This window comes from Hymenobacter lucidus (assembly GCF_020447265.1).
Classification (GTDB): Bacteria; Bacteroidota; Bacteroidia; order Cytophagales; family Hymenobacteraceae; genus Hymenobacter; species Hymenobacter lucidus.
In genome coordinates, this window is record NZ_JAJADR010000002.1 from 660,325 (window position 1) to 684,729 (window position 24,405).

A 24,405-nucleotide genomic window follows, 5' to 3' on the forward strand; every position below is an offset into this window, starting at 1 on the left:
CTTACCGCAATGCCCGTTTATGCCCGGCCGTCGCGCGTTCCTCGGCCGCACCGGCGCGGGCCTGGCCGGGCTGCTGCTCAGCCCCGGCCTGCTCGAATCGTGCGCGCCCGGCTCGGCGCGGGCGCACATTCGCGGCAGTTTGCGCGGGGCCAACCAAGCCACGGGCCACAAGCTCTGGAACCCGACGAAGCTGCCGGCGCCCAGTCGTACCATACAGACTGGCATTATCATCGTGGGCGGCGGCGTGGCGGGCTTATCGGCCAAGCGGTGGCTGGAGCGCCACGGCCGCCCCGACGTGCTGCTGCTGGAGCTCGATGAGCAGGTAGGCGGCAACTCGGCCGCCGGCCGCAATGGGGTGTCGGCCTACCCCTGGGGCGCCCACTACCTGCCCGTGCCCGACCCGCGCAACCACGAATTGCTGGAATTTCTGCGCGAAGCCGGCACCGTTACGGGCTTTGCCCCCGATGGCCAACCGATTTACAACGAGTACCACCTCTGCCTCGACCCCGAGGAGCGCCTGCACATCAACGGCCACTGGCAAACCGGCCTTGTGCCCGAAATGGGCGTGCCCGCCGCCGACCGGCAGCAGATAGCCCGGTTTTTTGCCCTCATCGAGGAAATGCGCCAGGCCAAGGGCCAGGATGGGCTCGACGCCTTCGTGATTCCGCTGGACCATTCTTCCACCGACGAGCAGTTTCGCCAACTCGACGCGCTGACTTTTGCCGACTACCTTACCGGCCAGGGCTTTACCTCACCTTACCTGCGCTGGTATCTCGACTACTGCTGTAAGGACGACTACGGCACCACGGCGGCCCAAACCTCAGCCTGGGCGGGTATTCACTACTTCGCCGCGCGCAAAGGACAGGCCCACAACGCCACCAGCGCCGATGTGCTGACCTGGCCTCAGGGCAACGGATTCCTGGTGGAAAACCTGCGCCAACAGGCCGCAGAGGGCATCATGACGCACACGTTGGCCTACGCCGTGCACGAAACCCCGACCGGCGTGGAAGTGCTGGCCTACGATGCCGCCACCCACGAAACCCTGCGTATCACCGCGCCCCAGGTGCTGCTGGCCACGCCGCAGTTCGTCACGCGCCGGCTGCTGAAGGATGTACCGGGCCTTATTCAGCCCCGGCAGCCGCTGCACCACACGCCCTGGGTGGTGGCCAACCTGACCGTGGACGGCCTGCCCCAGGGGCCCGGCGCGCCCCTAAGCTGGGACAACGTGCTGTATGGCAGCCCTTCGGTGGGCTACGTGAATGCCAACCAGCAGGAACTGCAGCTCGGCAACCAGCAGAAAGTCATTACCTACTACTGGCCCCTGACGGACGAAGCACCCGAAGCAGCCCGCCGCCGGGCCTACAAAACCACTTACGACGAGTGGCTGCAACGCATTCTGGCCGAGCTGGAAAAGGCCCACACCGGCATTACAGCCCGGGTGCAGCAGGCCGATGTGTGGGTGTGGGGCCATGGCATGGTAGCGCCCGCGCCCGGCACGCTCTGGCACGCCGAACGCCAGCAGATGGCGCTACCGCTGCGCAACAAGCTCTTTTTTGCCCACACGGACCTGAGCGGTATGTCGATTTTCGAGGAAGGGTTTTACCAGGGCATCCGGGCAGCCCGGCAAATACTGAGCGGCGTATGAGCAAGCTGGCTGTAAGCAAGTCCCAGCCCTGGATTCGGTCGGCCGGCTTTGATGGGCTCTGGCTGTTGGCGCCGCCTTTTCTGGCACTGCTGGTGGTGCTGCTGCTGCCGGCCCGGTTTCAGGCCTCGGCCAGCATGCCGCTCTGGGGCTGGGTGGTGCTGGTGGTGCTCATTGATGTGGCCCACGTCTACAGCACCCTGTTCCGCACCTATTTCGACGCCGCGCGCCGCCGGGAGCAGCAGCGGCTGCTGTGGCTGGTGCCCTTGGGCTGCTACGCGGCGGGCGTGGCGCTGCACCAGCTGGGCGGCGGCCTCGTGTTCTGGCGGGTGCTGGCCTACCTGGCCGTATTTCACTTCATCCGGCAGCAATACGGCTTTCTGCGCCTGTATGCCCGCCACGAGCCGCCCCAGCCCGGCCGCTGGCTCGACACGGCCCTCATTTACTATGCCACGCTGTATCCGCTGCTCTACTGGCATTTCTCGGCGGCTCGCAACTTCAACTGGTTTATCGACGGCGACTTTGTGCAGCGCGACTGGCCCATCGGCCGCGCGGTAGCCACGGTGCTCTACACGCTGCTTATCGGGTTGTATGTAGCCAAGGAAATTCGCCAGTGGCTGACAGTCCGCAGCTTCAACGCGCCCCGCAACCTGCTAATGGCCGGCACCTTGCTGTCCTGGTATTTCGGCATCGTGTACTTCAACGGCGACCTGGCCTTCACCTTGCTGAACGTAGTGTCGCATGGTATTCCGTATCTGGCTTTGATCTGGATTAGCCGGTCCATTTCGGCCCGCTCCCGCAAGGCTGGGCCCACATCCAGTCTGCAGAAGTACGGCGTGGCGGGATTTCTGGGGCTTCTTTTCGTGCTGGCCTACGTCGAGGAAGGGTTCTGGGACGGGCTGGTGTGGCGGGAGCACGGCACCGTGTTCGGCTGGTTTCAGCACCTGCCGCAAGTGAGCCAACCGACGCTGGTGGCCTGGCTGGTGCCGCTGCTCGCCCTTCCCCAGGCCACCCACTACGTGCTGGATGGCTTTATCTGGCGCCGCCCCAAGAGCGCGTAGCTACAGCTGTGCCAATCAGTGCCGCGCTGAGTCAGTCGAGAGCCAGTTCGACTAGTACCGCCGTGGAACCGCCCGCGTCGTCGTCCGTTACGAGCAGGGCTTCGAAGCGGTTGGCACTCAGCGCCCGGCGCACCACCACGCTTTCCACTTTGCCCCGGTAGGGCTTGCCATCGGGCAGCGCCAGGTGCGCCAAAGCCAGCAGAGGCTGCTTATTCGCACCTTGCTCGGCCGGCAGGATACCCACGAAGCTGCCCAGCACCTCGCCATCGGCCACGGCATCGAGTGTATCCTCGACGGAAGCCGTGATAAAGACCTGGTTCTGGAACGTGCAGGCCCCAGAAAATCCCGCCGCCTTGCCCTGAATGGCGGGCAGCTGATAAAGCTGCTGCTGAAACGCCGGCACTTCGCGCTGCTGCCGGATACAATCCAGGGCGGGCAGCAGTGGCAGGCGGAACACGATGTTGCCGGCTTCCGAGCCCACCGTGCGCTGAAACAGCAGCAGCTCGGTGGCCGTAGCGGTAGCCGCCTCCAGGTTGAGCACCACGCCCGCGGGCAGCATCTGGCGCAGGGCGGTATAGAGCCGGCTCAGCGAAACGGGCTGCACCGTGGCCGTACCAGGGCCGGCCGGCAAGGCCACCCAGAAGCCCTGCTCCCGGGCCGCCGTAGCCCCGGAGCCGAATACCAGCAGGCCCGTTTCGCCGGTGGCAGCAGTAATGGCAGCTACGCATTCCAGGTCTGGTTTGCGGTCCTTCGGGATGCGGCCCGAGCTGAAATGGGCGGTTTCAAACAGGGCCAGCGGCGTATTGGGCGCCAACGACTGCGCCGCGAAGCTGTAGAGAAACGGGGCATCGTCGCCGATGATGTAGGCCGTGTTGCCTACTATTTCGATTCCGGAGGCCGAGGGCAGTTGCGGTAGGTCAAACTGGCGAAGAATGGTGGCTTTCATTGCGGACCGGGCTAAGCGGGAAGGTCAGACAAACGGTTTACGCAATGGCAAACCCGGTAGCTATTCGCGGAAAGCTACTGTTTGGTTATCGTAAACTCGACCCGCCGGTTCAGCTTGCGGGTTTCTTCCTTGTCGTTGCTGGCCCGGGGCTTGCTGCCCCCAAAGCCGATGGTGGTGATGCGCGCCTCCGCAATGCCGCGCGTAACGAGGTAGCGTCTCACTTCCCGCACCCGGTCTTCCGAGAGCTTCTGGTTCAAATCGGCGTTGCCCTGGTTATCGGTGTGGCCTTCCAGCCTAATGGCCACGGTGGGGTTGTCGGTCAGGGTGCGGGCTAGCCGGTTCAGCTCGGCATAAGAACCGGGTAGCAACGTAAACTTGCCCTGCGCGAAAATAAGCGTGGGCAGCTCCAGCTTCGCCCCTACCGCGGCCGGCACCAGCAATATTTCTCGCGTCAGCGAAGCCGTGATGCGCACGGTGTCGGTACCCGCCAGGAAACCGGGGCTGCCCGCGGCCAGCCGGTAGCGCCCCACGGGCAATGAAAACTGGTAGGTTCCGCTGGCATCCGTGCGCAGGGTAGCGTTGAAGGCAATATCGTTGTCGAGGCGAATGGCTTTTACTTCGGCCTTCACTGGCTGCCGCGTCTTGGCATCCAGCACTTTGCCCGTGAGCATGGCGCGCTGGGCAATAGTGGGCGCGGTAGGCACAGGCTTCACGGTGTCGGCGGGGGCCACGCCGCTGGCGCTGGTCCGAAACAGGTCGGCCGGGCCGTTGGGCGTGCGGGAAGCGGCGTAGTAGGCCTGCTTGCCATCGGCGCTGAGCATAAAGTACGCGTCGAAACCCGGGCCGTTGAGGGTTGGGCCCAGGTTGCGGGGCTCACTCCACTTAGTCCAGGTTTCGTCTTGGCGGGTACTCACAAAAATATCGGCGCTGCCGTAGCCGGCGTGCCCATACGAGGAGAAATAGAGGGTGCGACCATCCGGCGCCAGCCAGGGCGCAAACTCAAAACCGGGCGAGTTCAGCACGCCGCCCAGGTTCAGGGGCTCACTCCACGCGCCGTCGGCCTTGGGCTGACTCACGTACAGATCGTTGCCGCCAAACGAGTCGCCGCGCTCCAGGGAAAGCAGCAGCACCTTTTGGTCGGCCGACATGAAAAAGGTCGTCGCGGCCCCGGCCGAGTAGTAGTTGATGATGTCCAAAGACCCGGCACGGCTGGCTTTGCCTTTGGGGCTGTCCGCCCGCGGAACGAGCGAAACGCCTTCGTCCCGGAAGCTACCGTCGCGCTCATACAGGCCTCGCACCAGCAGCAGGTCGCCCTGCGGCCCCACCACCGACATCACGCCGTTGTTCTGGCGCGTGTTCAAGGCATCGAGGCGCACGGCCGGGGCCCAGGTTTGCCCGTCGGCCGACTGGCTTACCCAGATATCCCCCGATTCGGTGACGCCTTCGGTATTGCCCGCGTATTTGGTGCGCGCCAGGTAGAGCGTTTTGCCATCGGGCGCCAGCACCGGCTGCAGCTCATTGCCCGGAGTGTTCAGAGCCGTGAGCGGCTGGGCCGGGCCAAAGCCGGGTTGGCTGGCATCGAGGTTGAGCCGAAGCTTAAAGAGCCGCCACTGCTGCGTAGCCCGGTTGGCCGGGCGCTGCGCCACGATGGGTGTTCCGTTAAACTTGTCGGAAGAGGCGACGGCGGCACATTTGTCGTTACCACGGTTTACCAGCTCGTAGCTGCCAATGGGCCCGGCCGGCACCAGTTTCCACTGCTGATAAAAGCTGCCCGTCCAGGGCCGTTGAGCCAGCGGCGCGTTTTCATCGGGCTTTTCGGCCGTGAGGCATTTGCCGCTGTGCTTGGCTTCCAGCCGAAAGTACTCCCCGCCTGCTGTAATGCGTACAAAACGCCACTGCTGGCTCGGGGCGTGCGTAAACTCCCACTGGACCGCAACTGTTCCTGCCTCCGCCGACGAACCGGTAATATCCAGGGAACGGCCGCTACCGCGGGCAACGACACCGTACCAGGCATTTTCATCGGGACTAAACCCGAGCTGTTGGGCCGCCAGGGGCGCGGCCAGCAGCAATAAGGAGAGAAGCAGGAAGCTACGGAAGGAACGGGGCATGCACGCAGAACGGATGGACAGGCGCGCAAGTTAAGCGAAATCCGGGGTGGGAACCGGGCCCGGGCGGCCTGCGGAAGATACCGGCCCCTATTGCCAGGGCACCACCGGCACTTTCCGCAGGACACTATTATGCGTGCAGGCTGGCAATCAGTCGTTGTTGATGTACTTGAAACGCACGAACCGTTCGTTTTCGTAGATGGCCGTGAAATGGCCGCCACTAGCTTTAGAGTCCGTTTTCCGCTCAGCAGCCCGGCTTGATTTAGCAGGCATGGAAGCAGTGGGGTAAGCGCCGGGCATCATCTCGGGCACGTGGCAAATAAAGGATAGAATTTTGGACGCCATGATGTGTTGAGTTAGGTGTTAGAAGGAATGAGGAGAAACTTCAAGTGAGAAATGAAAAGCAAGAGAAGCAAACAAAATGAAGATTAATATTTGAATAGTTCACTAAAATACCTGTTGAACAAATATAAAGATATTATCATTCGATTGAATGATGCTAAGGTATATTTTTTCTAAGTATAATCTAGTCCGTACCAACCCGCAATTTTTTATCCGTGCCAGCACGGATAAACTCACCATTTGGGTTTGAGAGCAGCCATGGTACTAGCAGCGACATTCTTTTCCTCGCACAGTCGGCCTTACGAAATCAATTTATTGCGTAAGGCGTACTTAATCAGACCGATAATAGACTTGGACTTGGTTTTGGTGAGGATGTTTTTGCGGTGCGACTCCACGGTTCTTTCACTAATGAACAGCTGCTCAGCAATGTGTTGGTTGGAATGCTCGTGCGCGATGAGCTGCAGGATTTCCGATTCGCGGGTTGTCAGCTCAACGGCTGCTTCTGCGCGGCGCTTGCCCTGCCCGGCCTGTATTTCCATGCTTTGAATCATGGTGGCTGTTACCTCCTGGCTGAAATAGCGCTGCCCGGCCGCTACAGCCCGAATGGCCGTACTCAGCTCCTGCCGGTTGGTGCTCTTGAGCAGATAGCCCGAGCCACCAGCTTCCAGCACGTCGGCCACAGAGGCGTGGTCCTGGAAAGTACTGAGCATCAGGGTGCGCACGTGCGGGTGTTGCTGCCGAATCAGCTGCGCCAGCTCCACCCCCGTCATGTGCGGCATGTTCAGATCGAGCAGGGCCACGCCGATTTCGGGGTGCCGCGCCAGAATCTGGAGGGCTTCATTGCCACTACCGGTTTCGGCCAGTATCTGAATGTCAACCTCGGGCTGCAACAAGGTTTTGATGCCCGCAATAACCAACGGATGGTCGTCGACCACTAAGACGAAAATGGTAGAAACGTCCGTTACAGTTTTATCCATGACCCAAAGCTTCACACACAGGACTCACTCAACAATGGCTGTGTTAGCAACACATTACCAACCAACTACACTTACTTCATCGGATGAGCACTTTTAATGCTTCATCTATCAGTACAGTTTAAACTTAAACAAATACCACCAGCTTTCCAAAAAGCAGCAATATTGGCATATTACTGTTTATAACTCCTTAATTCACATATACCTAGGCCACTGCCAACGGCTTTTCCGTGTAAATCAGCAGCCAATAAGGGCAGAATAAGCACAACCATAGCACCTAAAATGACAAGAAGTTGTACACTCTCCTGATCTGGCCTTCCGTCGGCTCTCAACGCAAAAAGGCCCTGCTTGTCGGAAGCAGGGCCTTTTCGGACTATTGGTTCGTTGATCTTACTTCATACCATACTTGCCGCGGAATTTCTGGTTCAGATAGGTTTGCTTGTTGGTCAGGTTGAAAGCCCGGCCGTCGATGAAGGCCCGCGTCACGTTATTGGTGCGCATGTCCAGCAAGTCACCGCTGCTAACAACGAGCGTGGCGCTTTTGCCGGCTTCCAGGCTGCCGTAGTCCTTATCGAGGCCCATGATGCGGGCCGAACTGAGCGTGACGGCCGTGAGGGCCTGCTCCTTGGTGAGGCCGTGGCCAGCAGCGGTGCCGGCAATAAAGGCCAGATTGCGCGAACCGGCCGTTTCCTGGTCGCCCTCATAGTCGAGGCAGAACCGCACGCCGGCCTGCTGCAACAGACTGGGCAGCTTGTAGGGCAGGTCGTAGTCGTCGCCGGAGCGGCGGGGCAGCGCGTGAATGCGTGACAACACCACGGCCACGTCGTTCTGCTTAAGAAAGTCGAGCATCATCCAGGCGTCGCGGGCCCCGATGACGGTAACCTTCTGCACGCCCAGCCGCTTGGCAAACCGCACGCCTTCGATGATTTCCTTGCCGTAGTCGGCGTGAACGAACAGGGTTTTGGAGCCGTCAAACAAGCCGCTCAGCGACGAAAGGCGCAGGTTTTCGCGGCGGCCGGCGGGCAGCGCACGGTAGGCCGAGGCTTCCGAGAGCAGCTGCTCCAGGTCACGCAGTTGCTGCTGCCGGGCTTTTTCGCGCTTTTCTACCGCCATCTGGTCTTCGGTCGGGTTGAGCTTGAGCACCATCGGCGGCCAGTTCAGGTGCAGGCCGTCATCGGCTTTTACCACCGCATCCTGCCAGTTCCAGGCATCGAGCTGCACTACACTGCTCTGGCCCGAGAGCAGGCCGCCGCGGGGCGTTATCTGGGCCAGCAGCACGCCGTTGGTGCGCACCGTCGGGATGATGTCGGAATCGGTATTATAGGCCACCAATGCCCGCACGTTGGGGTTCAGAGTGCCTACTTCCCGCTCGTCCACGGTGGCCCGAATGGCTTCTACTTCCGTCAGGCCAAGGGTAGTGTTGGGCAAGATCAGGCCGGGGTAGATTTCCTGGCCTTTCACGTCCACCACTTCATAAGCGGCTTTGTCTTGGCTGAAACCCGCCTGGGCCCCGGCGTAGGTGATGCGGCCTTTGTCGAAGGCCACGGCGGCGTCGGGCACTACGGTGCCGTTGCCAACGTGCAGCGTACCACCCACGAGCAGCACGGGCTTGCTTTGGGCCGGGGCCGGAGTGGGCACCTGCGCCAGCAGCGGCGTGGTCGTGAGCAGGCCGAGCGAAAGAAGAATATGCTTCATGTGCGTTATGTCGTTAATAGTCTGGCGGCCGGCTAGTTGTCCAGCTCTTTGTCTTCGCCCATCGTGTCGCAGTGGAAGTGCTTGTTGGCCTTGGCCGTAGCGCCCTGCGTGGGCGCGCCGGCCTTTTTGGCATCCAGCATTTTCTGCACGATGCGCAGCCGCTCCTTTTCCACTTCCTGGCGCATGCGGGCATCCGATTCGACGTCGAACAGCTGGCGGCCATCCACGAAGGTGCGCTCGGGGTGAGCGTAAATGCTCAGCGGATGGTCGGTCCAGAGCACCACGTCGGCGTCCTTGCCTTCCTTGATGCTGCCCATGTTCTTGTCGAGGTGCAGCATTTTAGCCGGATTGATGGTCACCAGTTTCAGGGCTTCTTCCTCAGAAAGGCCGCCGTACTTCACCGTTTTGGCGGCTTCCTGATTCAGGCGGCGGCTCATTTCAGCGTCGTCCGAGTTGATGGCCACGTTCAGGCCCGCGTCGTGCATGATGGCTGCGTTGTAGGGAATGGCGTCGCGCACCTCGTTCTTGTAGGCCCACCAGTCGGAAAACGTACTGGCGTTGGCGCCGTGGGCCTTCATCTTATCGGCCACCTTGTAACCTTCCAGAATGTGAGTAAAGGTGTTGACCTTGAAGCCCATCCGGTTGGCCACGTTCAGCAGCATATTGATTTCGCTCTGCACGTAGCTGTGGCAGGTAATGAAGCGTTGCTGGTTCAGGATTTCCACCAGGGCTTCCAGCTCCAGGTCGCGGCGCGGGGCCTCGCCTTTCTTTTGCTTGCCTTTGCCCAGCTTGTTCCAGGCTTTCCACTCCTGCTCGTATTCCTTGGCCCGGGTAAAGGCATCCACGAACACCTGCTCCACACCCATGCGGGTCTGGGGGAAGCGCAGCACATTCAATTCGCCCCAGTTGCTTTGCTTCACGTTTTCGCCCAGGGCGAACTTGATGAAGCCCGGCGCGCCCTCGATTTTCATCTGCTCGGCCGTCATGCCCCAGCGCAGCTTTATCAGGGCCGACTGCCCGCCGATGGGGTTGGCCGAGCCGTGCAGCAGCTGTGAGGCCACTACCCCGCCGGCCAGGTCGCGGTACACGTCCACGTCCTCGGCATCGACCACGTCGCTGACCCGCACTTCGCTGGTTACGGCCTGGGTGCCTTCGTTTACGCCCTCACTGATGGCAATGTGGGAGTGCTCGTCGATGATGCCCGGCGTGAGGTGCTTGCCGGTACCGTCGATGCTGCGGCCGCCCTTGGGCACCGCGAGGTTTTTACCAATCTTCTGGATTTTGCCATTCTGGAGCAGCACGTCGGTGTTTTCCAGCTTGCCGGCGGCCTCACTGGTCCATACGGTAGCATTCTTGATGACCACGGTTTCCTGCGCGGGCACCTGGGCCCGGCCAAAGGCCACAAACGGGTATTGTACTTGCCCCAGCTGCACCGGCTCCGGTGCTTTAGCCGAGTCGCGGCGGGCGGCGCGGGTAGCTTCTTCCTGGCGCTGGGCGCTCCATTTCACCGGCGTAGCATCGGCCAGCTGCCCGTCGCCCTGAAACAGGCGGGTTTCGGGCGTGTAGAAACCGCTGAGCCGCACGGCCGCACCCTTGGTTTTGGGCGTCGGGTTATAGACGATGGTCGCCAATTCTCCATTCACGGATATGCTACCTTTTGCCGTATCACCGGGAGCCTGCACGATTTTCAGCTCCGGCGCTTCTGGCTTTCCTTGAATGAGCAGGCGCATATCAGCGCTAATCTTGAACTCGTTCTTCAGGACTTTTTCTGCCGTTGCCAGCTTAAGCGTATACACTCCCCGGAAATCGGTGGGCACGGTACTGAGCTGGTAGCGCTGGCCCTGCACCCAGTTGTCAAGCAGCACGTTGTCGTCGGCAAAGAGGCGGTTGGAGCACACCAGGAAATTGGCCACCATACCGGCTTTGAGGCTACCCACCTGGTTCTGCGCCTTCAGCAGTTCGGCGGGCGTAGCCGTGAGGGCACGCAGGGCCTGCTCCTCGCTCAGGCCGTGTTGGATGGCCTTTTTCAGATTGGGCAAAAATTTCTTCTTGTCTTTTAAGTCGGCAGCCGACAGCGCGAAGGGCACGCCGGCTTTAGCCAGCATAGCCGCATTGGCTGGGGCCATTTCCCAGTGCTTGAGCTCCTCCAGCGAAATGCGCGACGCGTCGTACACGTCGTCCACGTTATAAGCATCAGGAAAGTTGAGGCTGACGATAATGGGAGCCTTGGTAGCCTGGATATCGGCCAGGCGCTGGTACTCGTCACCGTTGCCTTTCAGGATGTACTGCACCCCAAACTCGTCGCCCACCTTATCGGCCCGCAGTGCCGACTGCTTGTCGCGCACCTCAAAAATCTGGGGCAACTGGCGCTGCTGGTTGAAGGCCCGCAAGGACAGGTTTTGCTCCTTGGTGGGGTTGCGCTGGTTCCAGTCGGCGTTGAGGTAGGTCTGGCGCAGCAGCGCAATACTGCCCATCAACGAGCTGGGGTAATCCTGGGGGCTGGTGCCTTTGTCGAAGGAAAACGCGGCGGCGGCGCGGTCGGCCAGTACCACTTCCTGCTCTTTGCGGGCCGTGTTCAGCGTAACCAGCGCGGCCGTGCCGCGGGCAATACCATCGGCCTGCTGGGTGAGCACCGCCCCGAAGCCCAGGCGGCGGTACACGTCGGCCTGCTCCTCGTTGACTTTAAATAGCTCGGCGGCACTGGTTTCGGGGTGAATAGCCTGATTCCAGTCGTAGGCTCCGGCTTTCTGGCTGTCAAACTGCGGCCCGCTGCGCCGCCCCTGCCGCTCGGGCGCTTTCACTTCGGGCAGCCCGTAGCCGGCGTACAGATCCACAAAGCCAGGGTAAATGAAGCGGCCCTTCAAATCGGTGATGACGGCGCCGGCCGGAATTTTCACATTGGTGCCCACAGCCTCCACGCGACCATCCCAGATAACGAGCGTGGCATCGGTCAGGCGGGTTTTATAGTCGGTGAAAATGGTGGCGTGGGTGAAGGCATACAGGCCAGGGCGCTGGTCGTACACGCCGTTGCGCGGATACGTGCTGGGCTGGGCCACAGCCGTGAGGCCCGTGAGCAGCAGGCCGCCGGCCAGCCCCAGCTGGCGTAGAGAAATAGACATCGAGGAATGGTGGAAGATGAGGAATAAGGCGTCGGGGTGGAAAGGTAGCGGCAGCCCCGCACTTTTCGGGCTTTCCCACTGAAAAATCCGCAATCAAGCGTGGCATTTATGGGTTAACTCAACATTTTGGCCTCAAAGTCTGTACCTCAGGTATTACTCGCTCTAACTACTCCCACCATGCGCAAAGGCACCCTCGTCAGCTGGAAATACGGCACCGGTACGGCCACCGGCAAGATTGAAGAAACCCACAAAGAGTCCGTCACGCGCAAGCTGAAGGGCAGCGACATTACCCGCAACGGCACGCCCGACAACCCAGCGTTTATCATCGTGCAGGAAAACGGTGACCGGGTCATCAAGCTTCAAAGTGAGGTAACAGCAGTGGCGGCCAAGAGCAAGAAGTAACAGGGCGTCATTATTCGACTGGGAAAGAGCGCCATGCAGAGCATAGCGAAGCATCTCTACCGAATGCTGATTAATTGCTCTTGCAACGCAGCAGAGATGCTTCGGCTCCGCGTTGCTGCGCTCAGCATGACTGTTCTATGCACCTGTTCTAAAAACAAAAGCCCCGCCAGCGCAATGCTGACGGGGCTTTTTTGTGGAATACGTTGAAACCTAGCGGTTATGTACGTCGGGCTCGATGAAGGCTTGCTCTTCCATTTCGGTGGGCACCACCACGATGCCCTTCTGGAGCATGGAGTTGCGCTTGCCGTAGAGGAAATACACGATGAAGCCGAGCACCATCCAGCCCATGGCCACTTTCAGCGTGAAGGCGTCGAGGGCCAGAATCATCAGTGTGCACACCAGAATGCCCATGATGGGCACGAAGGGAAACACGGGCGACGACAGGGGCGCGCGGAACGGGCGGTGCTGCTCGGGGTCGGAGCGGCGCATGATCCAGACGCCAGCCGACACCAGCACGAAGGCCAGCAGCGTACCGAACGAGGTCAAATCACCAGCCAAAGAGCCGGGCACGAAAGCGGCGAAACCGCCCACGAAAATCAGCAGGGCAATGTTTGACTTATAAGGCGTACCGAAGCGCGGGTGCAGCTCCGAAAAGGCTTTTGGCATCAGACCATCCTTGGCCATCGAGAAGAACACGCGGCTCTGGCCCATCAGCATCACCAGAATTACCGACGAGAAGCCCAACAAAATAGCTACCGTTACGGCAGTGCTCAGCCACTCGTAGCCGGGCATGTGCGCCTTGATGGCGTAGGTTACGGAAGCCTCGCCACCCAGGGCCGGGTCGGCAAACTCGCGCCAGTTGGCAACGCCCGTCAGCACGTGGCCAAACAGGATGTAGAGCACGGTGCAGACGGCCAAGGAGCCGAGGATACCGATGGGCATGTCGCGCTTGGGATTCTTAGCTTCCTGAGCCGCGGTACTCACGGCGTCGAAACCGATAAAGGCAAAGAACACGATGGCCGCACCGCCCAGGATACCGCCCCAGCCGTGCTTGTTCCACTCGGTGTACTCGCGCACCACGGTGCCAGCCGCGTTTTTCACGGGCTCGGCGTTTTCCGGAATCAGGTAGGGCGTGTGGTTGGCGGGGTTGATAAACTGCCAGCCCACAGCAATGAAAACCAGCACGATGGCCACTTTTAACACCACTACTACGGCGTTGAACATAGCCGACTCCTGTGTACCCTTGATCAGCAGCAGCGAAAGGGCCACGATGATCAGCAGGGCGGGCAGGTTAATCAGGCCGTGCTCGGTAACGCCGTTGACTACGGCACTTTCGAAGGGCGAGTGACTCAGGTTGTACGGTATGCTGGTGCCAAAGACCTCCAGGAGCTTGTTGAGGTATTCGCTCCAGGCAATGGACACCGTGGCGGCCCCCAGCGCGTATTCCATAATCAGTGCCCAGCCAATAACCCAGGCCACAAACTCGCCCATGGTGGTGTAGGCGTAGGTGTAGGCCGAGCCGGCAATGGGAATCATAGCGGCAAACTCGGCGTAGCACAGGCCCGCGAATACGCAGCCGATGGCGGCCACTACGAAAGCCAGCGTAACGCCGGGGCCCGAAGCCTGGGCGGCGGCGGCGGCAGTGCGCACAAACAGACCCGCGCCAATGATGGCGCCCACGCCCAGCGCGACGAGGTTGCCGGCCCCGAGCGTGCGTTTCAGCGTGCCGTGGCCGGTGGAGTTAGCCTCGCCCAGCAGCTGGGCCAGTGGTTTTTTGGCGAAAATGTTTGCCATACAATAGAAAAGAGAGAAGAAAGAAAGGTGAGAGGTATGGAAATGTCAATTTCGGTATCAGGAGCCGAATATAGGCGATAATCAGCATTTCGCCCCTAAAGAGCCCGGACCCGCCGCATAGTTGCACTGCCTGGCTCCGATAACGCGGCTTTAAACCCTGGCGCCCCTCGCCCATCCAACGGCCGTACCTGTATCCTAACTTCTCCCCGATGAAAACCGCCTTTGCCTTCCTGACTGCCCTCGCGCTGACTACCACCACCGCCTGGGCCCAAACTGCGCCTTCAACTACTGCCCCGGCCGGCCCGGCTGCCCGCCACCGCGGTGGCCGCATGGCCCAGGCCACGCCCGAGCAGCGCGCCGAAATGATGACCAAGCACCTCACCCAGCAGCTGAGCCTCTCGACCGAGCAAACCGCCAGAGTGCAGCAGCTGGCCCTCACCAACACCCACCAGATGGAAGCCGTACGCAGCAAATATGCCACCGCCGCCGACCGGAAAGGCATGGGCCAGGAACTCAAAACCCTCAAGGAGCAGAACGATGCCCAGCTCAAGCAAATCCTGACGGCCGAGCAGTTTACCAAGTATTCGCAGCTGCAGGCCGACCGCATGGCCAAGCGCCAGCAGCATGGCCAGGGCGGCAAAATGAAGCTGAAGAGCGAATTGTAGCCCTGCCTCGTTGAGCAGTTGCCAAAAACCCCGACCCTGGTGGCCGGGGTTTTTCTTTGGCCGATTATCCCCACATTTCCCGGAGCCGTTTGTTATATTTGACCTATCCGCCTGCCTTTCGAGGCCCGGCGTCCACCAACGTTATACCCCATGAGTCCGCTTCCCAGTAGTACCGCGTCGGTACAGATTCAGCAATTCTACGACAAGGGCCTGGCCCACGCCAGCTACGCCATCCGCTGCGGCCGGCAGGTCGCCATCATCGACCCCGCCCGCGACCCGCAGCAGTATTACGATTTCGCCGATGAGCACGAGGCCAACATTGTGGCCGTTATCGAAACCCATCCGCACGCTGATTTTGTGTCGTCGCACCTGGAAATAGCACAGGAAACCGACGCCGTTATTTACTGCAGTAAGCTGGTGAAAGCCAGCTACCCCCACCGCCCCTTCGACGACGGCGACCGGATAACGCTGGGCACCATCGAGCTGCACGCCCTCAACACCCCCGGCCACTCGCCCGACAGCATCTCGATTTTGCTCATCGACGACCTGGCTCAGACCCGCGCCGTGTTTACCGGCGACACGCTCTTCGTGGGCGACGTAGGTCGGCCCGACCTGCGCGAAAACGAGCTGGTGGGCGGCCATAAGCGCGAGGAGCTGGCGGCCCAGATGTACCACAGCACCCGCACCAAGCTCATGACCCTGCCCGCTACCACGCGGGTATACCCGGCCCATGGCCCCGGCAGCCTCTGCGGCAAAACTACCAGCACCGACCTCGACAGCACCATCGGTAAGGAGCTCAAAACCAACTACGCCCTGCAGCCCATGAGCGAGCAGGAATTCGTGAAAGTGCTCCTCGAAGACCAGCCTTTCGTGCCCAAGTACTTCGGCCACGATGTACAGCTCAACAAGGTCGGGGCCCTGCCTTTCGAAGACAGCGTGCGGGCCGTACCGCGCCTGCAGCCCGATGCGTTGCTGGCAGCCGGCGTCGTTATCATTGATACGCGCCCGCAGGCTGAGTTCAAGCAAGGCCATTTGCCCGGCGCCATCAATCTGCAGGACGGCGGCAAGTTTGAAACCTGGCTGGGCTCGGTCGTAGGCCCCAACGAGCCGTTCTACCTTATTGCCGACTCCCAGATTGCGCTGGATACCGTGATTCGCAAAACGGCTAAAATCGGCTACGAAAGCAACATCAAAGGCGCCCTGCTCACCCCGTCGGCCCTGCCCGCCACCAGCCCGGTAGCCGACGTGGAGCACGTGCGCGAACGGCCCGAAGAATTTACCATCGTCGATATCCGCAACTACACCGAGGCCAAGCAGCCCGTCTTTGCCGACGCCTTGGTGATTCCGCTGCCCGAGCTGCGGGAGCGCGCCCACGAAGTACCCACCACCAAGCCGATTCTGGTGCATTGCGCCGGCGGCTACCGCTCGGCGGCCGGCAGCAGCATCCTGGAAGCCGCGCTGCCCGGTGCCCAGATCATAGATTTGAGCGACGCCATTACGGAGTTTCAACCCGTTTCAACACACGCCTAATCTTTAGTTGTTTACTGGTAGAGTGGTGAAACAGCCTTCAAAGCAGGGCTATTTCACCACTCTATTTTTATTTTCGCAATGCACCTGTTCGATTCTTCAAAAATCAAGCATCAGATTCTTCTCTTCATCAGAGAATGGATTGCCTTACTTTTTGAAGAGAAATTTGCTGAAGCCTGCAACAGAATTGACGGATCTATTCATCCCGAAAATAGCGTTGCATGGACTCCTGAGCTTTTGAACGAGGTGCTCATGGATTACGCTTGGCATGAAAGAATGCCTGTAGTAACCAACCCTGCTAAAATGGATTTGACGGACGAGCAGGTCTACTTTTACAAATATGATTCACCTGCCCAACACGGATACGCTGTTGAATATGACATTCCTCTCGATGGAGAGTGGAGTGATTTGACAGCTCAATTCTCTTTTGTTGAGAACTCCAATAATCTGTACACCATCACATTGGAGGGCATTCACGTTTTATAATTCCATGCGCGCACTACATACCGCCGATTGGCACCTGGGCCAGCGCTTTATCAGCGGCCACGAACGGACCGACGAGCACCGCTACTTTCTGGAGTGGCTGGTCGAGGTCGTGCGCGAGCAGCGGGTGGAAGTGCTGGTCGTGGCCGGCGACATTTTTGATACCGGCTCGCCGTCCAACCAGGCGTTGGAGTTGTACTACTCGTTTCTGCTGAACATGCGCGGCACCGCCTGCCGCGACATCGTGGTGGTGGGCGGCAACCACGACTCGCCGGCCACGCTCAACGCTCCGGCCCGGCTGCTGCGCCACCTGCGCGTGCACGTGGTGGGCTGCGTGCCCGAGTGCTTCGACGACCAGGTGCTGGTGCTCGACGATGCCGCCGGTAAGCCTGGCCTGGTGGTGTGCGCCGTGCCTTTCCTGCGCGACCGGGACGTGCGCCTCTCGGTGCCGGGCGAGTCGGCTGAGGAGCGCGAGGCCCGCATCAAGCAGGGCATTGCCGACCACTACGCCCGCGTGGCCGACGTAGAGCGGGTGTGGCAGCTCAAGGACTTAGGCCTGCCGGTGCTGGCTACCGGCCACCTCTACGCCGCCGGAGCCGCCCCTTCCGATTCGGAGCGCACGATTCACGTGGGCAACCTGGGCCAAGTCACGGCCGACCATTTCCCGACCATTTTCGACTACGTGGCGCTGGGCCACTTGCACCGGCCCCAGCGCGTGGGCGGCCGGGAGCATATCCGTTACAGCGGCTCGCCCATCCCGCTCTCGTTTTCGGAAGTCGACCACCCCAAGGAAATCTTGCTGCTTGATTTCGCTGAAGGCAAGCTAGCAACTCTGGAAGCTCTGCCGGTACCTGGCACGCGCCGCCTGGCCCGGTTTCATGGCGCGCTGGATGAAGTTATTGCCAGCCTGGTGGCCTACGACAACACGGGCTTTCTGCTGCCGGCCTGGGTGGATGTGGAAGTTCGCTCGGAGCTGACGCAGCTGGAAGTAGCCGAGCAGCTGCTCAAAACCATCGAGCAGCTCGACCGGCACCACATCGAGGTGCTGGCCCGCCGCCACTTCCGGCTCGTGACGCTGCGAGCCCTAGGCGACGAGGCCGATACCGAGCCCCTCACCCCCAGCCTCGACGACTTCACGGAGCGGGAAGTGTTTGAGCGCCGCCTCGAAGACGAGCCCGAAGCCAGCCGCTCCGAGCTGCTGGGCGCTTTTGACGAGCTGCTGGAATGGATGCGCGAAGACCGGGCCTGATGCGGCGCGGGCGTTAATCCTGCTTTATCTTTACAAGTACCTGTTGTCCTTGCCTGTCGGCACTGCTTTTTCCTCGTAGCCTGAGGCTTTCTGAATGAAGATTCTCCGCGTCCGTTTTTTTAACCTGAACTCCCTGCGCGGGCAGCACGAAGTCGATTTTGCGGCTTCTCCCCTGTCCGATGCGGGTTTGTTTGCCATTACCGGCCCCACCGGCGCGGGCAAAACCACCATTCTGGACGCCATTACGCTGGCCCTCTACGGCCAGGTGCCCCGCCACGACGGCAGCGGCCCCGAGCAGGTGATGAGCCACGGCACGGGGGAAAGCTGGGCCGAAGTAGAGTTTCAGGTCAACGACAAGCACTACCGCTCGAAGTGGGGCCAGTACCGGGCCCGCAAGCAGCCGGGCGGCAACCTGCAGCCGCCCAAAATGGAGCTGAGCGAGCGGCAGATTGCCGACGATGGCGAGGAAACTTGGCCATTTCTGGAAACCTACAAGATGAAGGTGCCAGCCCGCGTAGCCGAACTCAGCGGCCTTGAATACCGCCAGTTTCTGCGCTCGGTATTGCTGGCCCAGGGCGAATTCACCCGGTTTCTGAAGTCGAGCCCCGGCGAGCGGGCCCAGCTGCTGGAGAAGATTACCGACACGCGCAAGTACTCCGACATTTCCCGCGCCGCCTTCGACAAAGCCAAGCAGGAAGCCCAGCAGGTAGACGTATTGCGGGCCGGCCTGGCCGGTGTGGTGCTGCTCAGTGCCGAGGAAGTGGCTTTTCTGGACACGGAAGTAACTAGTTACCAAAACCAGATTACAACCGTCGCGGCCGAGCAGCAGCGCCTGAATGAGGCCCAAAGCTGGCTCCGGCGCCTGCAGGAGCTGACTACCCGCCAGCAGCACGGCCAGCAGCGGCTGCTTTCCCTGGCCCAGGAAGCCGAAGTTCTGTCGCCGATCCGGCGGCGGGTGAGCCAGCACGAGCAGGCCCTGCCCTTCCGCACGCCCTGGGCCCTGCTGCAGCAAACCGAAACCCAGATTCAGCGGCTGCAGCGCGAGGCCGAACAGCTCACCCAGCAGCTGCCCCGGCTGCAGGAGCAGTTTGAAGCCGCCCGTCTGGCCCGCCAGCAAGCCCAACAAATCCGCGACACGGCCCACGCTGCTCAGCAGCAGCAGGAACCCATGCTGCGCGCCGCCGAAAAGCTCGATACGGTTGTTCAACTCAAGGAAGCCGAGCTACTTAAGGACCGGCAGAGCTACGACGCCAACAACGAGCACTGCAAGCAGCTGAAAGCCAACGCTGAGCAGGCTGGCACCCGGCTGCGGGAAATCCAGGCTCAGTTGAAGGAGCTTGGTAAGTGGCTGGAGCTGAACGCCAACGTGAGCGAGCTGGCCCAGGTACTGCCCGAGCTGTCGGCCAATATTCAGGACTGGGAACACCTGAGCGCCGAGCTTGGCCAATTGCGCCAGCGGCTGCAGGAAATCCGGCAGCGCCAGCAGCAGGCTGAAGCCGCCGTGGCCCAATATCAGCAGGCCGCCGCCGCCGCCCGGCAGCAGCAGCAGCAGCTGACTGCCGAGCAGCAGGCCGCTATTCTGGACCGCAACCGCTGGCTGCGCCGCCTGCGCCACCAGGTAGCCGCCCTGCAGAAAGAGCAGCAAACCCAGCAGCAGCACTGGGACGATTTGCGCCGCAGCCTGCAGATGCAGCAACTCGTTCTTTCGCACACCGAAACCCGGCAGCTGCTGGTGGCCGGTGAGCCGTGCCCCGTGTGCGGCGCGCTCGAGCACCCCTACCTGGCCGGCGTGCTGGGTATCAGCCACGACTCGGTGCAGCGCGACGCCGACCGGGAAGAAGCGCTGGGCCAGCAGGTACGGGCCCTGGGCACGCGCTTCAACCGGCTCAATACCTACGTCACGATGCTGGAGCAAACCAGCGGCGACGCCGAGCCTGACCTCGATGAGCCCATTCAGCTGCTGCCCGAAAGCGAGGAGCCGAGCGTAGGTGAGCAGGTACGGACGTTGGTAAAGCAACTGCAGGACATGGCGCGGCAGCACGCGGCCATAGAGCTACAGCTGGCCCAGGCCAGCAGTCAGCAGGCCAGCGCCGCCCAGCAGCAGGAAACCCACGCCCAGGATGTGCGCCAGCTCAGTGAGCTGCTCCGCGACGCCGAGGAGCGCGCACCCACGGTGCGGGGCGTTATTGTGAGTATGCTGCGCAACTTCGGGCTGGAGTTTACCGAGCAGAACGGCCGGGCTATTATGGAATCGGCCAGCCAGCGGGCGGTAGAATTTGGCCGTAAGCAGCAGGAACGCAACAAAGCCGAGCAGGAGTTGAGCGGTATCAGCGCTGCTTTTCAGCAAACCGAGGATGAACGGGAGCGGCTGCAGAGCAAGCTGCGCGCGCACAAGCAGGAGCTGCTGGAAAAACACGCGGCCATTCAGCAGTTGAAGCAGGAGCGCCACGAGCTGTTTGCCGGCACCAACGTAGCCGCGGCGCTCCGGACGCTGGCTGTGGCCATAGAGGAAGCCACGCAGCAGCTGGAAAAAGCCGCCGAAATGCTGAAGACGCGGGAAACCGCTTTGCAGGTAGCCACCGAAAGCCTACGCAAAAGTCAGCAGGAAGCCGCCCGCCAGCAGCAGGAGCACGAGCAGCAGCACGCCGCGCTGGTAGCTGAGCTGCAAACCGCCGGCCTGGCCCCCGACCCGGCCGCGCTCAGCACCCTACTCCTGCCCGATACCGAAGTACGCCGCCTCGCCGAGCAGCTCCAGACCCATGAGCAGGCCGTAGCCGTTACCCAGCAAAACCTGGCCGATGCCGCCCAGCAGTTTCAGCAGGAACAAACGCGGAACCTGACCACCGAGCCGGCCGAAACCGTGAGCCAGCAGCTGCAAAGTCTGGGCGAGCAGCTGGCTCAGCTCAACCAGCAGCTCGGCCAGCGCCAGCAGCGCCTCCTCGACCACCACCGCGGTCTGGAACAGCACGCCGCCTTGGCCCAGCAGCTCGAAAAGCAGCAGCAGGAAGCCCGGCGCTGGCGGCAGCTGGCTGACCTCATCGGCTCGGCCGACGGCAAGAAGTTCAGCGAGTTTGCCCAGGGCCTCACCCTGGCCCGCCTCGTGGAGCTGGCCAACCGCCACCTGCACCGCCTCACCGACCGCTACCGCATCATGCGCAACCCGCAGGAGCACCTCGATTTGCTGATCGTGGATGAGTACCAGGCCGGCAACAGCCGCTCGATGAACTCACTGTCGGGTGGGGAAAGCTTCCTGGTAAGTTTGGCTTTGGCCCTGGGCCTGAGCGAGCTGGCGGGTCGCAAAACCCAGATCGACACGCTCTTCATCGACGAGGGCTTTGGCACACTCGACCCCGACACGCTCGAAATAGCTCTTTCGGCCCTGGAAACACTGCAGGGCACGGGCAAAACCATCGGCATCATCTCCCACGTCGAAGCCCTCAAGGAGCGCGTAAGCACCCAGATCAACGTGCGCAAGGGGGCCGGCGGCGTCAGCTCCCTGCGTGTCGTAGGCTTCGGCGTCGACTTGGAGTAGGCTGCCACTTCTGGTAAACAAGGCCTTTCAAGGAGTCAAACCCTCAGCCACCCGCCGCCCGGATTTCGGCCCACGACCAATAGCGCCGGGGCTGGATATGGGCGTAACCCTGCCGGAAAAAGGCTACCACCAACTGCTCCAGCTCTTGCGGCGCAATAGCTGAGGCATGAATAGGCCGCTGGTTGGGGTCGGCGTAGCGCTCGGCTTTCTGCAGCGTTTTGCCTGCCAGGCGCAGCAGCGGCCCGGTGTCGGTGATACCGTCGAAGGTCCAGCGGTGCGGGCTTTGCTCCCGGGCGTTCAACTGCTCGGCCAGCACCTGCAGTGGCAGCCGCGGCAGCGTGGGCCGCGACTCCAGATCAATCCAGGTGGTGTATTTATACTCCAGTTCGTAGCGTTGTTCGTCGTAGATACTCAGCACGATATCGAAACCGGCCGTGGGGCCGAACAGAGCATAATACGGCAGCGGCTCGGGCGTACGGATTACCACCAAGCCGATTTCGGGGTAGCGCGTGAGCTGCGTAGCGGGGCTTTGCATGATGGCCGCCGCCCCGCGCACCCGCTCGTATTCCAGCTCCCAGGCCGCCCGGCCACTTTCCGGATCAAGCAGCACGTCGGCGAAGCGGGGCAAAAACCACTCGAACTTCTCTACCGAGGCTTCGTCTTCGCGGCGGCGCAGCACCGGCGCACCGAAGGGCGGGTAGAACAGCTCCTTTTCTTTGGCGTTGAGCCAGCACACCAGTTTCAGTGCGTGGTCGGCGGCCGGATTCGTCCAGTCCAGCTCCCGGAAGTCGCCGAGCAGGGCCGTGAGGCGCAGCAGCGGCTCGTGTTGCAGGGCCAGCTCCGGGTGGAGCATACTCCAGACGCCCACGAAGCCGTCCACATCGAAATGATTGGCCGTTACGACCGTAGCTTCCAGGCCCGGCGTGGCCGGCGCGTGCAGGGCCCGCAGCACCGAGCCGGCGCTGGTATCGTCGCGCAAGGGCAGCGGCGTGGGCGCCCCCCGCCAGTGGGCCAGCACCAGGGCCGCCGCGTTGGCCGTGCTATCCACGACGATGGTGGGCTGCCGGCGCAACGCCTGAAACGGGACAAATCGGTACGACATGGCAGAAATACGAACGGAAGCAATAGCGCGGGACCTTCAGCCGCCAAAGCTAGGCGGCCGGGCTCATAGCTCCTACTTTCGCCGCCGGTTCGAAATATGCTCCACCCGGCTGCGGCGCACCCAGTGCAGATATTTTTGCAGCTCAGGGGCCAGCTGCAGCGCCTCCACCGTGGCGTAGCGGCGGGCCAGCTCCCGGTTGGTAAGCAGCAGATGCACGGTGCTGTGGCAAGGCTGGCAAAGCGCTACCGTGGGCCCGTAGCGCCCTCCTTCTTCGCGCGGCACCAGATGATGCCGCGACACAGTGCTTACCTGCCGCTGGCACAGCTCACAGCGCGGCTCGGAACTGGCCGCAAGCCGGTGGGACTCCGGCCAGTTTATTTGCTTGGCAGATCGGCGAGACATAAATAAAAGAGGAGCAAGCGGTTGGGCTGCACCACTTGGCATAGTTTTTATAAATGGCTACCGACGAGAAATAAAAAAAGATGTTGCATCTGCATTCAATTTAATTCTATATTTGGTTGCGGAGATGGAGTACGTACACTGCCAGGCTACATTTTGGATGTTTTAACAACTTGTCAATGCTTGCTATTACGGGATGGGAAACCCTTAAAAATCCTATTTCTTCTCTCTTTTAATCTTGTCTTCCTAACCTTTTTACCTACACACCATGAGTGACTTTACTCACAACACTTCACTGCGCCTCTCACATCTGCTCCGGGCAGCCGGCTTAGTGCTGGCCTTGTTGGTACTGACTCCAACAGCCTCCCATGCCCAGACCTGGCTGGTTTCAACCGACGCCTACATTAAGATGGGAGTCATGGACAAGTTTGGCCAGTTGGGCACCTACTCGGCCCGCTTCGTAGTCACCGACCAGAGCACCGGCAAGGCGTACGTTCTGGTTAAACAGATTGAAAAAGGCCAGAACGGTATCGACGTTATTTTCCCGTCGGAGCCTTCCGACCCTGATTATTTCAAAACCGAGGCAGGCGAGGCCGCTAAGGGCACGCCCGGCCGCTACACCTGGGAATGCCAGGTAGCCGGCAAGAAAGTAGTAGGGGGCCGCTTCACGTTCCCCGAGGTAGGCAACGATATTACCCAGGTCGACCGGCGCTAGCGCGGGAAGTTTTTGCACTCCGAAAAAGCCCGTTCCTGCGTCGCCAGGAGCGGGTTTTTTCTGGTTTAGCTGATGCCTTAAACCAGCCGGGGCGCGTATATGAAACCGGCGGCCGTGCAGGCTGCCGTTGGAAGCTGACCACCTAATACCCAATAGCAATGCCCAAGAAATCATTCAGTGAACTAATCAACAGCCCTGGAATGCCGGTTCTGGTCGACTTTTATGCTGACTGGTGCGGGCCCTGCAAAACGATGGCCCCGATTCTGGAACAGGTGGCGGCCCAGCACCAGGGCAAACTCAAAATCATCAAGATTGACGTGGACCGCAACCCGGCCGTGGCCCAGCAGTTTCGGGTGCAGGGCATCCCCACGCTGATTCTGTTTCACAAAGGCCAACCGGTATGGCGGCAGTCGGGCGTGGTGCCCGCGCAGCAGCTGAGCCAGACGGTGCAATCTTACCTGTAGCAAGCAACCCTTGCCCCTGTTCCCGGCTCTATACAGGAGTATCCCGCTGGTAGGAGTACGCGGAAACAGGACCAAGCTGCTACCGGCGGCGGCCTGCTGTCGGTAGTACCCTCAGCAACAGGTAGTAGCCGTAAACTATCCGCAGGAATCCGGCGTTTGGCAAGCCAGGCTGACTACCTTTGCGTTAGC

19 protein-coding genes are annotated in these 24,405 nt (G+C 61.1%); 10 read left to right on the plus strand and 9 right to left on the minus strand.

What is annotated here, in order from left to right; all coding sequences use genetic code 11:
- Nucleotides 1-19 precede the first annotated feature (19 nt).
- Together LGH74_RS09580 and LGH74_RS09585 are read left to right on the plus strand one after the other, a co-directional pair.
- Entirely contained in the window at nt 20-1,645 is a 1,626-nt protein-coding gene (locus LGH74_RS09580; protein WP_226175074.1) for an FAD-dependent oxidoreductase, read from the plus strand.
- Nucleotides 1,642-2,703: a hypothetical protein gene (locus LGH74_RS09585; RefSeq protein ID WP_226175076.1), complete on the plus strand. Its 1,062-nt coding sequence runs from the start codon at nt 1,642-1,644 to the stop codon at nt 2,701-2,703. The genes LGH74_RS09580 and LGH74_RS09585 overlap by 4 nt, the downstream gene beginning before the upstream one ends.
- A 31-nt stretch (nt 2,704-2,734) precedes the next feature.
- On the opposite strand, the gene LGH74_RS09590 is transcribed toward LGH74_RS09585, so the two are convergent.
- The 6 genes from LGH74_RS09590 to LGH74_RS09615 form a co-directional block, all read right to left on the minus strand.
- Nucleotides 2,735-3,649, minus strand: a complete 915-nt coding sequence (locus LGH74_RS09590) for a DUF6929 family protein (protein WP_226175078.1) — start codon at nt 3,647-3,649, stop codon at nt 2,735-2,737.
- A 74-nt stretch (nt 3,650-3,723) separates the two neighbouring features.
- Nucleotides 3,724-5,757 (minus strand): RICIN domain-containing protein, encoded by a 2,034-nt coding sequence (locus LGH74_RS09595; RefSeq protein WP_226175080.1) that lies wholly within the window; start codon nt 5,755-5,757, stop codon nt 3,724-3,726.
- 147 nt (nt 5,758-5,904) lie between these two features.
- The gene (locus tag LGH74_RS09600; protein ID WP_226175082.1) at nt 5,905-6,099 is read right to left on the minus strand and encodes a hypothetical protein; all 195 of its coding nucleotides are present in this window, start codon (nt 6,097-6,099) and stop codon (nt 5,905-5,907) included.
- Nucleotides 6,100-6,395: 296 nt separating this feature from the next.
- Nucleotides 6,396-7,073, minus strand: a complete 678-nt coding sequence (locus LGH74_RS09605; RefSeq protein ID WP_226175084.1) for a response regulator — start codon at nt 7,071-7,073, stop codon at nt 6,396-6,398.
- Nucleotides 7,074-7,460: 387 nt separating this feature from the next.
- Nucleotides 7,461-8,765, minus strand: coding sequence for an amidohydrolase family protein (locus LGH74_RS09610; RefSeq protein ID WP_226175086.1), 1,305 nt, complete (start codon nt 8,763-8,765; stop codon nt 7,461-7,463).
- A gap of 32 nt (nt 8,766-8,797) precedes the next feature.
- On the minus strand, nt 8,798-11,884 hold the full coding sequence (locus LGH74_RS09615; protein WP_226175088.1) for an amidohydrolase family protein: 3,087 nt from the start codon (nt 11,882-11,884) through the stop codon (nt 8,798-8,800).
- A gap of 177 nt (nt 11,885-12,061) precedes the next feature.
- On the opposite strand from LGH74_RS09615, the gene LGH74_RS09620 reads away from it, so the two are divergent.
- A complete protein-coding gene (locus tag LGH74_RS09620) occupies nt 12,062-12,286 on the plus strand; it encodes a hypervirulence associated TUDOR domain-containing protein (protein WP_226175090.1) in 225 nt (74 codons plus the stop codon).
- A 210-nt stretch (nt 12,287-12,496) separates the two neighbouring features.
- Here the strand turns inward: LGH74_RS09620 and LGH74_RS09625 are convergent, their stop codons facing one another.
- Entirely contained in the window at nt 12,497-14,080 is a 1,584-nt protein-coding gene (locus LGH74_RS09625) for an amino acid permease (protein WP_226175092.1), read from the minus strand.
- A 209-nt stretch (nt 14,081-14,289) separates the two neighbouring features.
- On the opposite strand from LGH74_RS09625, the gene LGH74_RS09630 reads away from it, so the two are divergent.
- From LGH74_RS09630 to LGH74_RS09650, 5 genes are all read left to right on the plus strand, one after another.
- Nucleotides 14,290-14,745, plus strand: coding sequence for a DUF4890 domain-containing protein (locus LGH74_RS09630; protein ID WP_226175094.1), 456 nt, complete (start codon nt 14,290-14,292; stop codon nt 14,743-14,745).
- A 150-nt stretch (nt 14,746-14,895) separates the two neighbouring features.
- Nucleotides 14,896-16,275: an MBL fold metallo-hydrolase gene (locus LGH74_RS09635; protein WP_226175096.1), complete on the plus strand. Its 1,380-nt coding sequence runs from the start codon at nt 14,896-14,898 to the stop codon at nt 16,273-16,275.
- A gap of 78 nt (nt 16,276-16,353) precedes the next feature.
- Nucleotides 16,354-16,758 (plus strand): DUF7668 domain-containing protein, encoded by a 405-nt coding sequence (locus LGH74_RS09640; protein ID WP_226175098.1) that lies wholly within the window; start codon nt 16,354-16,356, stop codon nt 16,756-16,758.
- Nucleotides 16,759-16,762: 4 nt separating this feature from the next.
- Nucleotides 16,763-18,004: an exonuclease SbcCD subunit D C-terminal domain-containing protein gene (locus LGH74_RS09645; RefSeq protein ID WP_226175100.1), complete on the plus strand. Its 1,242-nt coding sequence runs from the start codon at nt 16,763-16,765 to the stop codon at nt 18,002-18,004.
- A 94-nt stretch (nt 18,005-18,098) separates the two neighbouring features.
- Nucleotides 18,099-21,536, plus strand: a complete 3,438-nt coding sequence (locus LGH74_RS09650; RefSeq protein WP_226175102.1) for an AAA family ATPase — start codon at nt 18,099-18,101, stop codon at nt 21,534-21,536.
- 43 nt (nt 21,537-21,579) lie between these two features.
- Here LGH74_RS09650 and LGH74_RS09655 read toward each other — a convergent pair whose 3' ends face one another.
- Both LGH74_RS09655 and LGH74_RS09660 read right to left on the minus strand, forming a co-directional pair.
- Nucleotides 21,580-22,638, minus strand: a complete 1,059-nt coding sequence (locus LGH74_RS09655; RefSeq protein ID WP_226175104.1) for a DUF6687 family protein — start codon at nt 22,636-22,638, stop codon at nt 21,580-21,582.
- Between the two features lie 72 nt (nt 22,639-22,710).
- Entirely contained in the window at nt 22,711-23,040 is a 330-nt protein-coding gene (locus LGH74_RS09660; RefSeq protein WP_226175106.1) for an HNH endonuclease, read from the minus strand.
- A 265-nt stretch (nt 23,041-23,305) separates the two neighbouring features.
- Between LGH74_RS09660 and LGH74_RS09665 the strand changes: the two genes are divergently transcribed.
- Nucleotides 23,306-23,752 (plus strand): hypothetical protein, encoded by a 447-nt coding sequence (locus tag LGH74_RS09665; protein WP_226175108.1) that lies wholly within the window; start codon nt 23,306-23,308, stop codon nt 23,750-23,752.
- Between the two features lie 158 nt (nt 23,753-23,910).
- A complete protein-coding gene (gene trxA, locus LGH74_RS09670; protein WP_226175110.1) occupies nt 23,911-24,216 on the plus strand; it encodes a thioredoxin in 306 nt (101 codons plus the stop codon).
- Nucleotides 24,217-24,405: the final 189 nt, after the last annotated feature.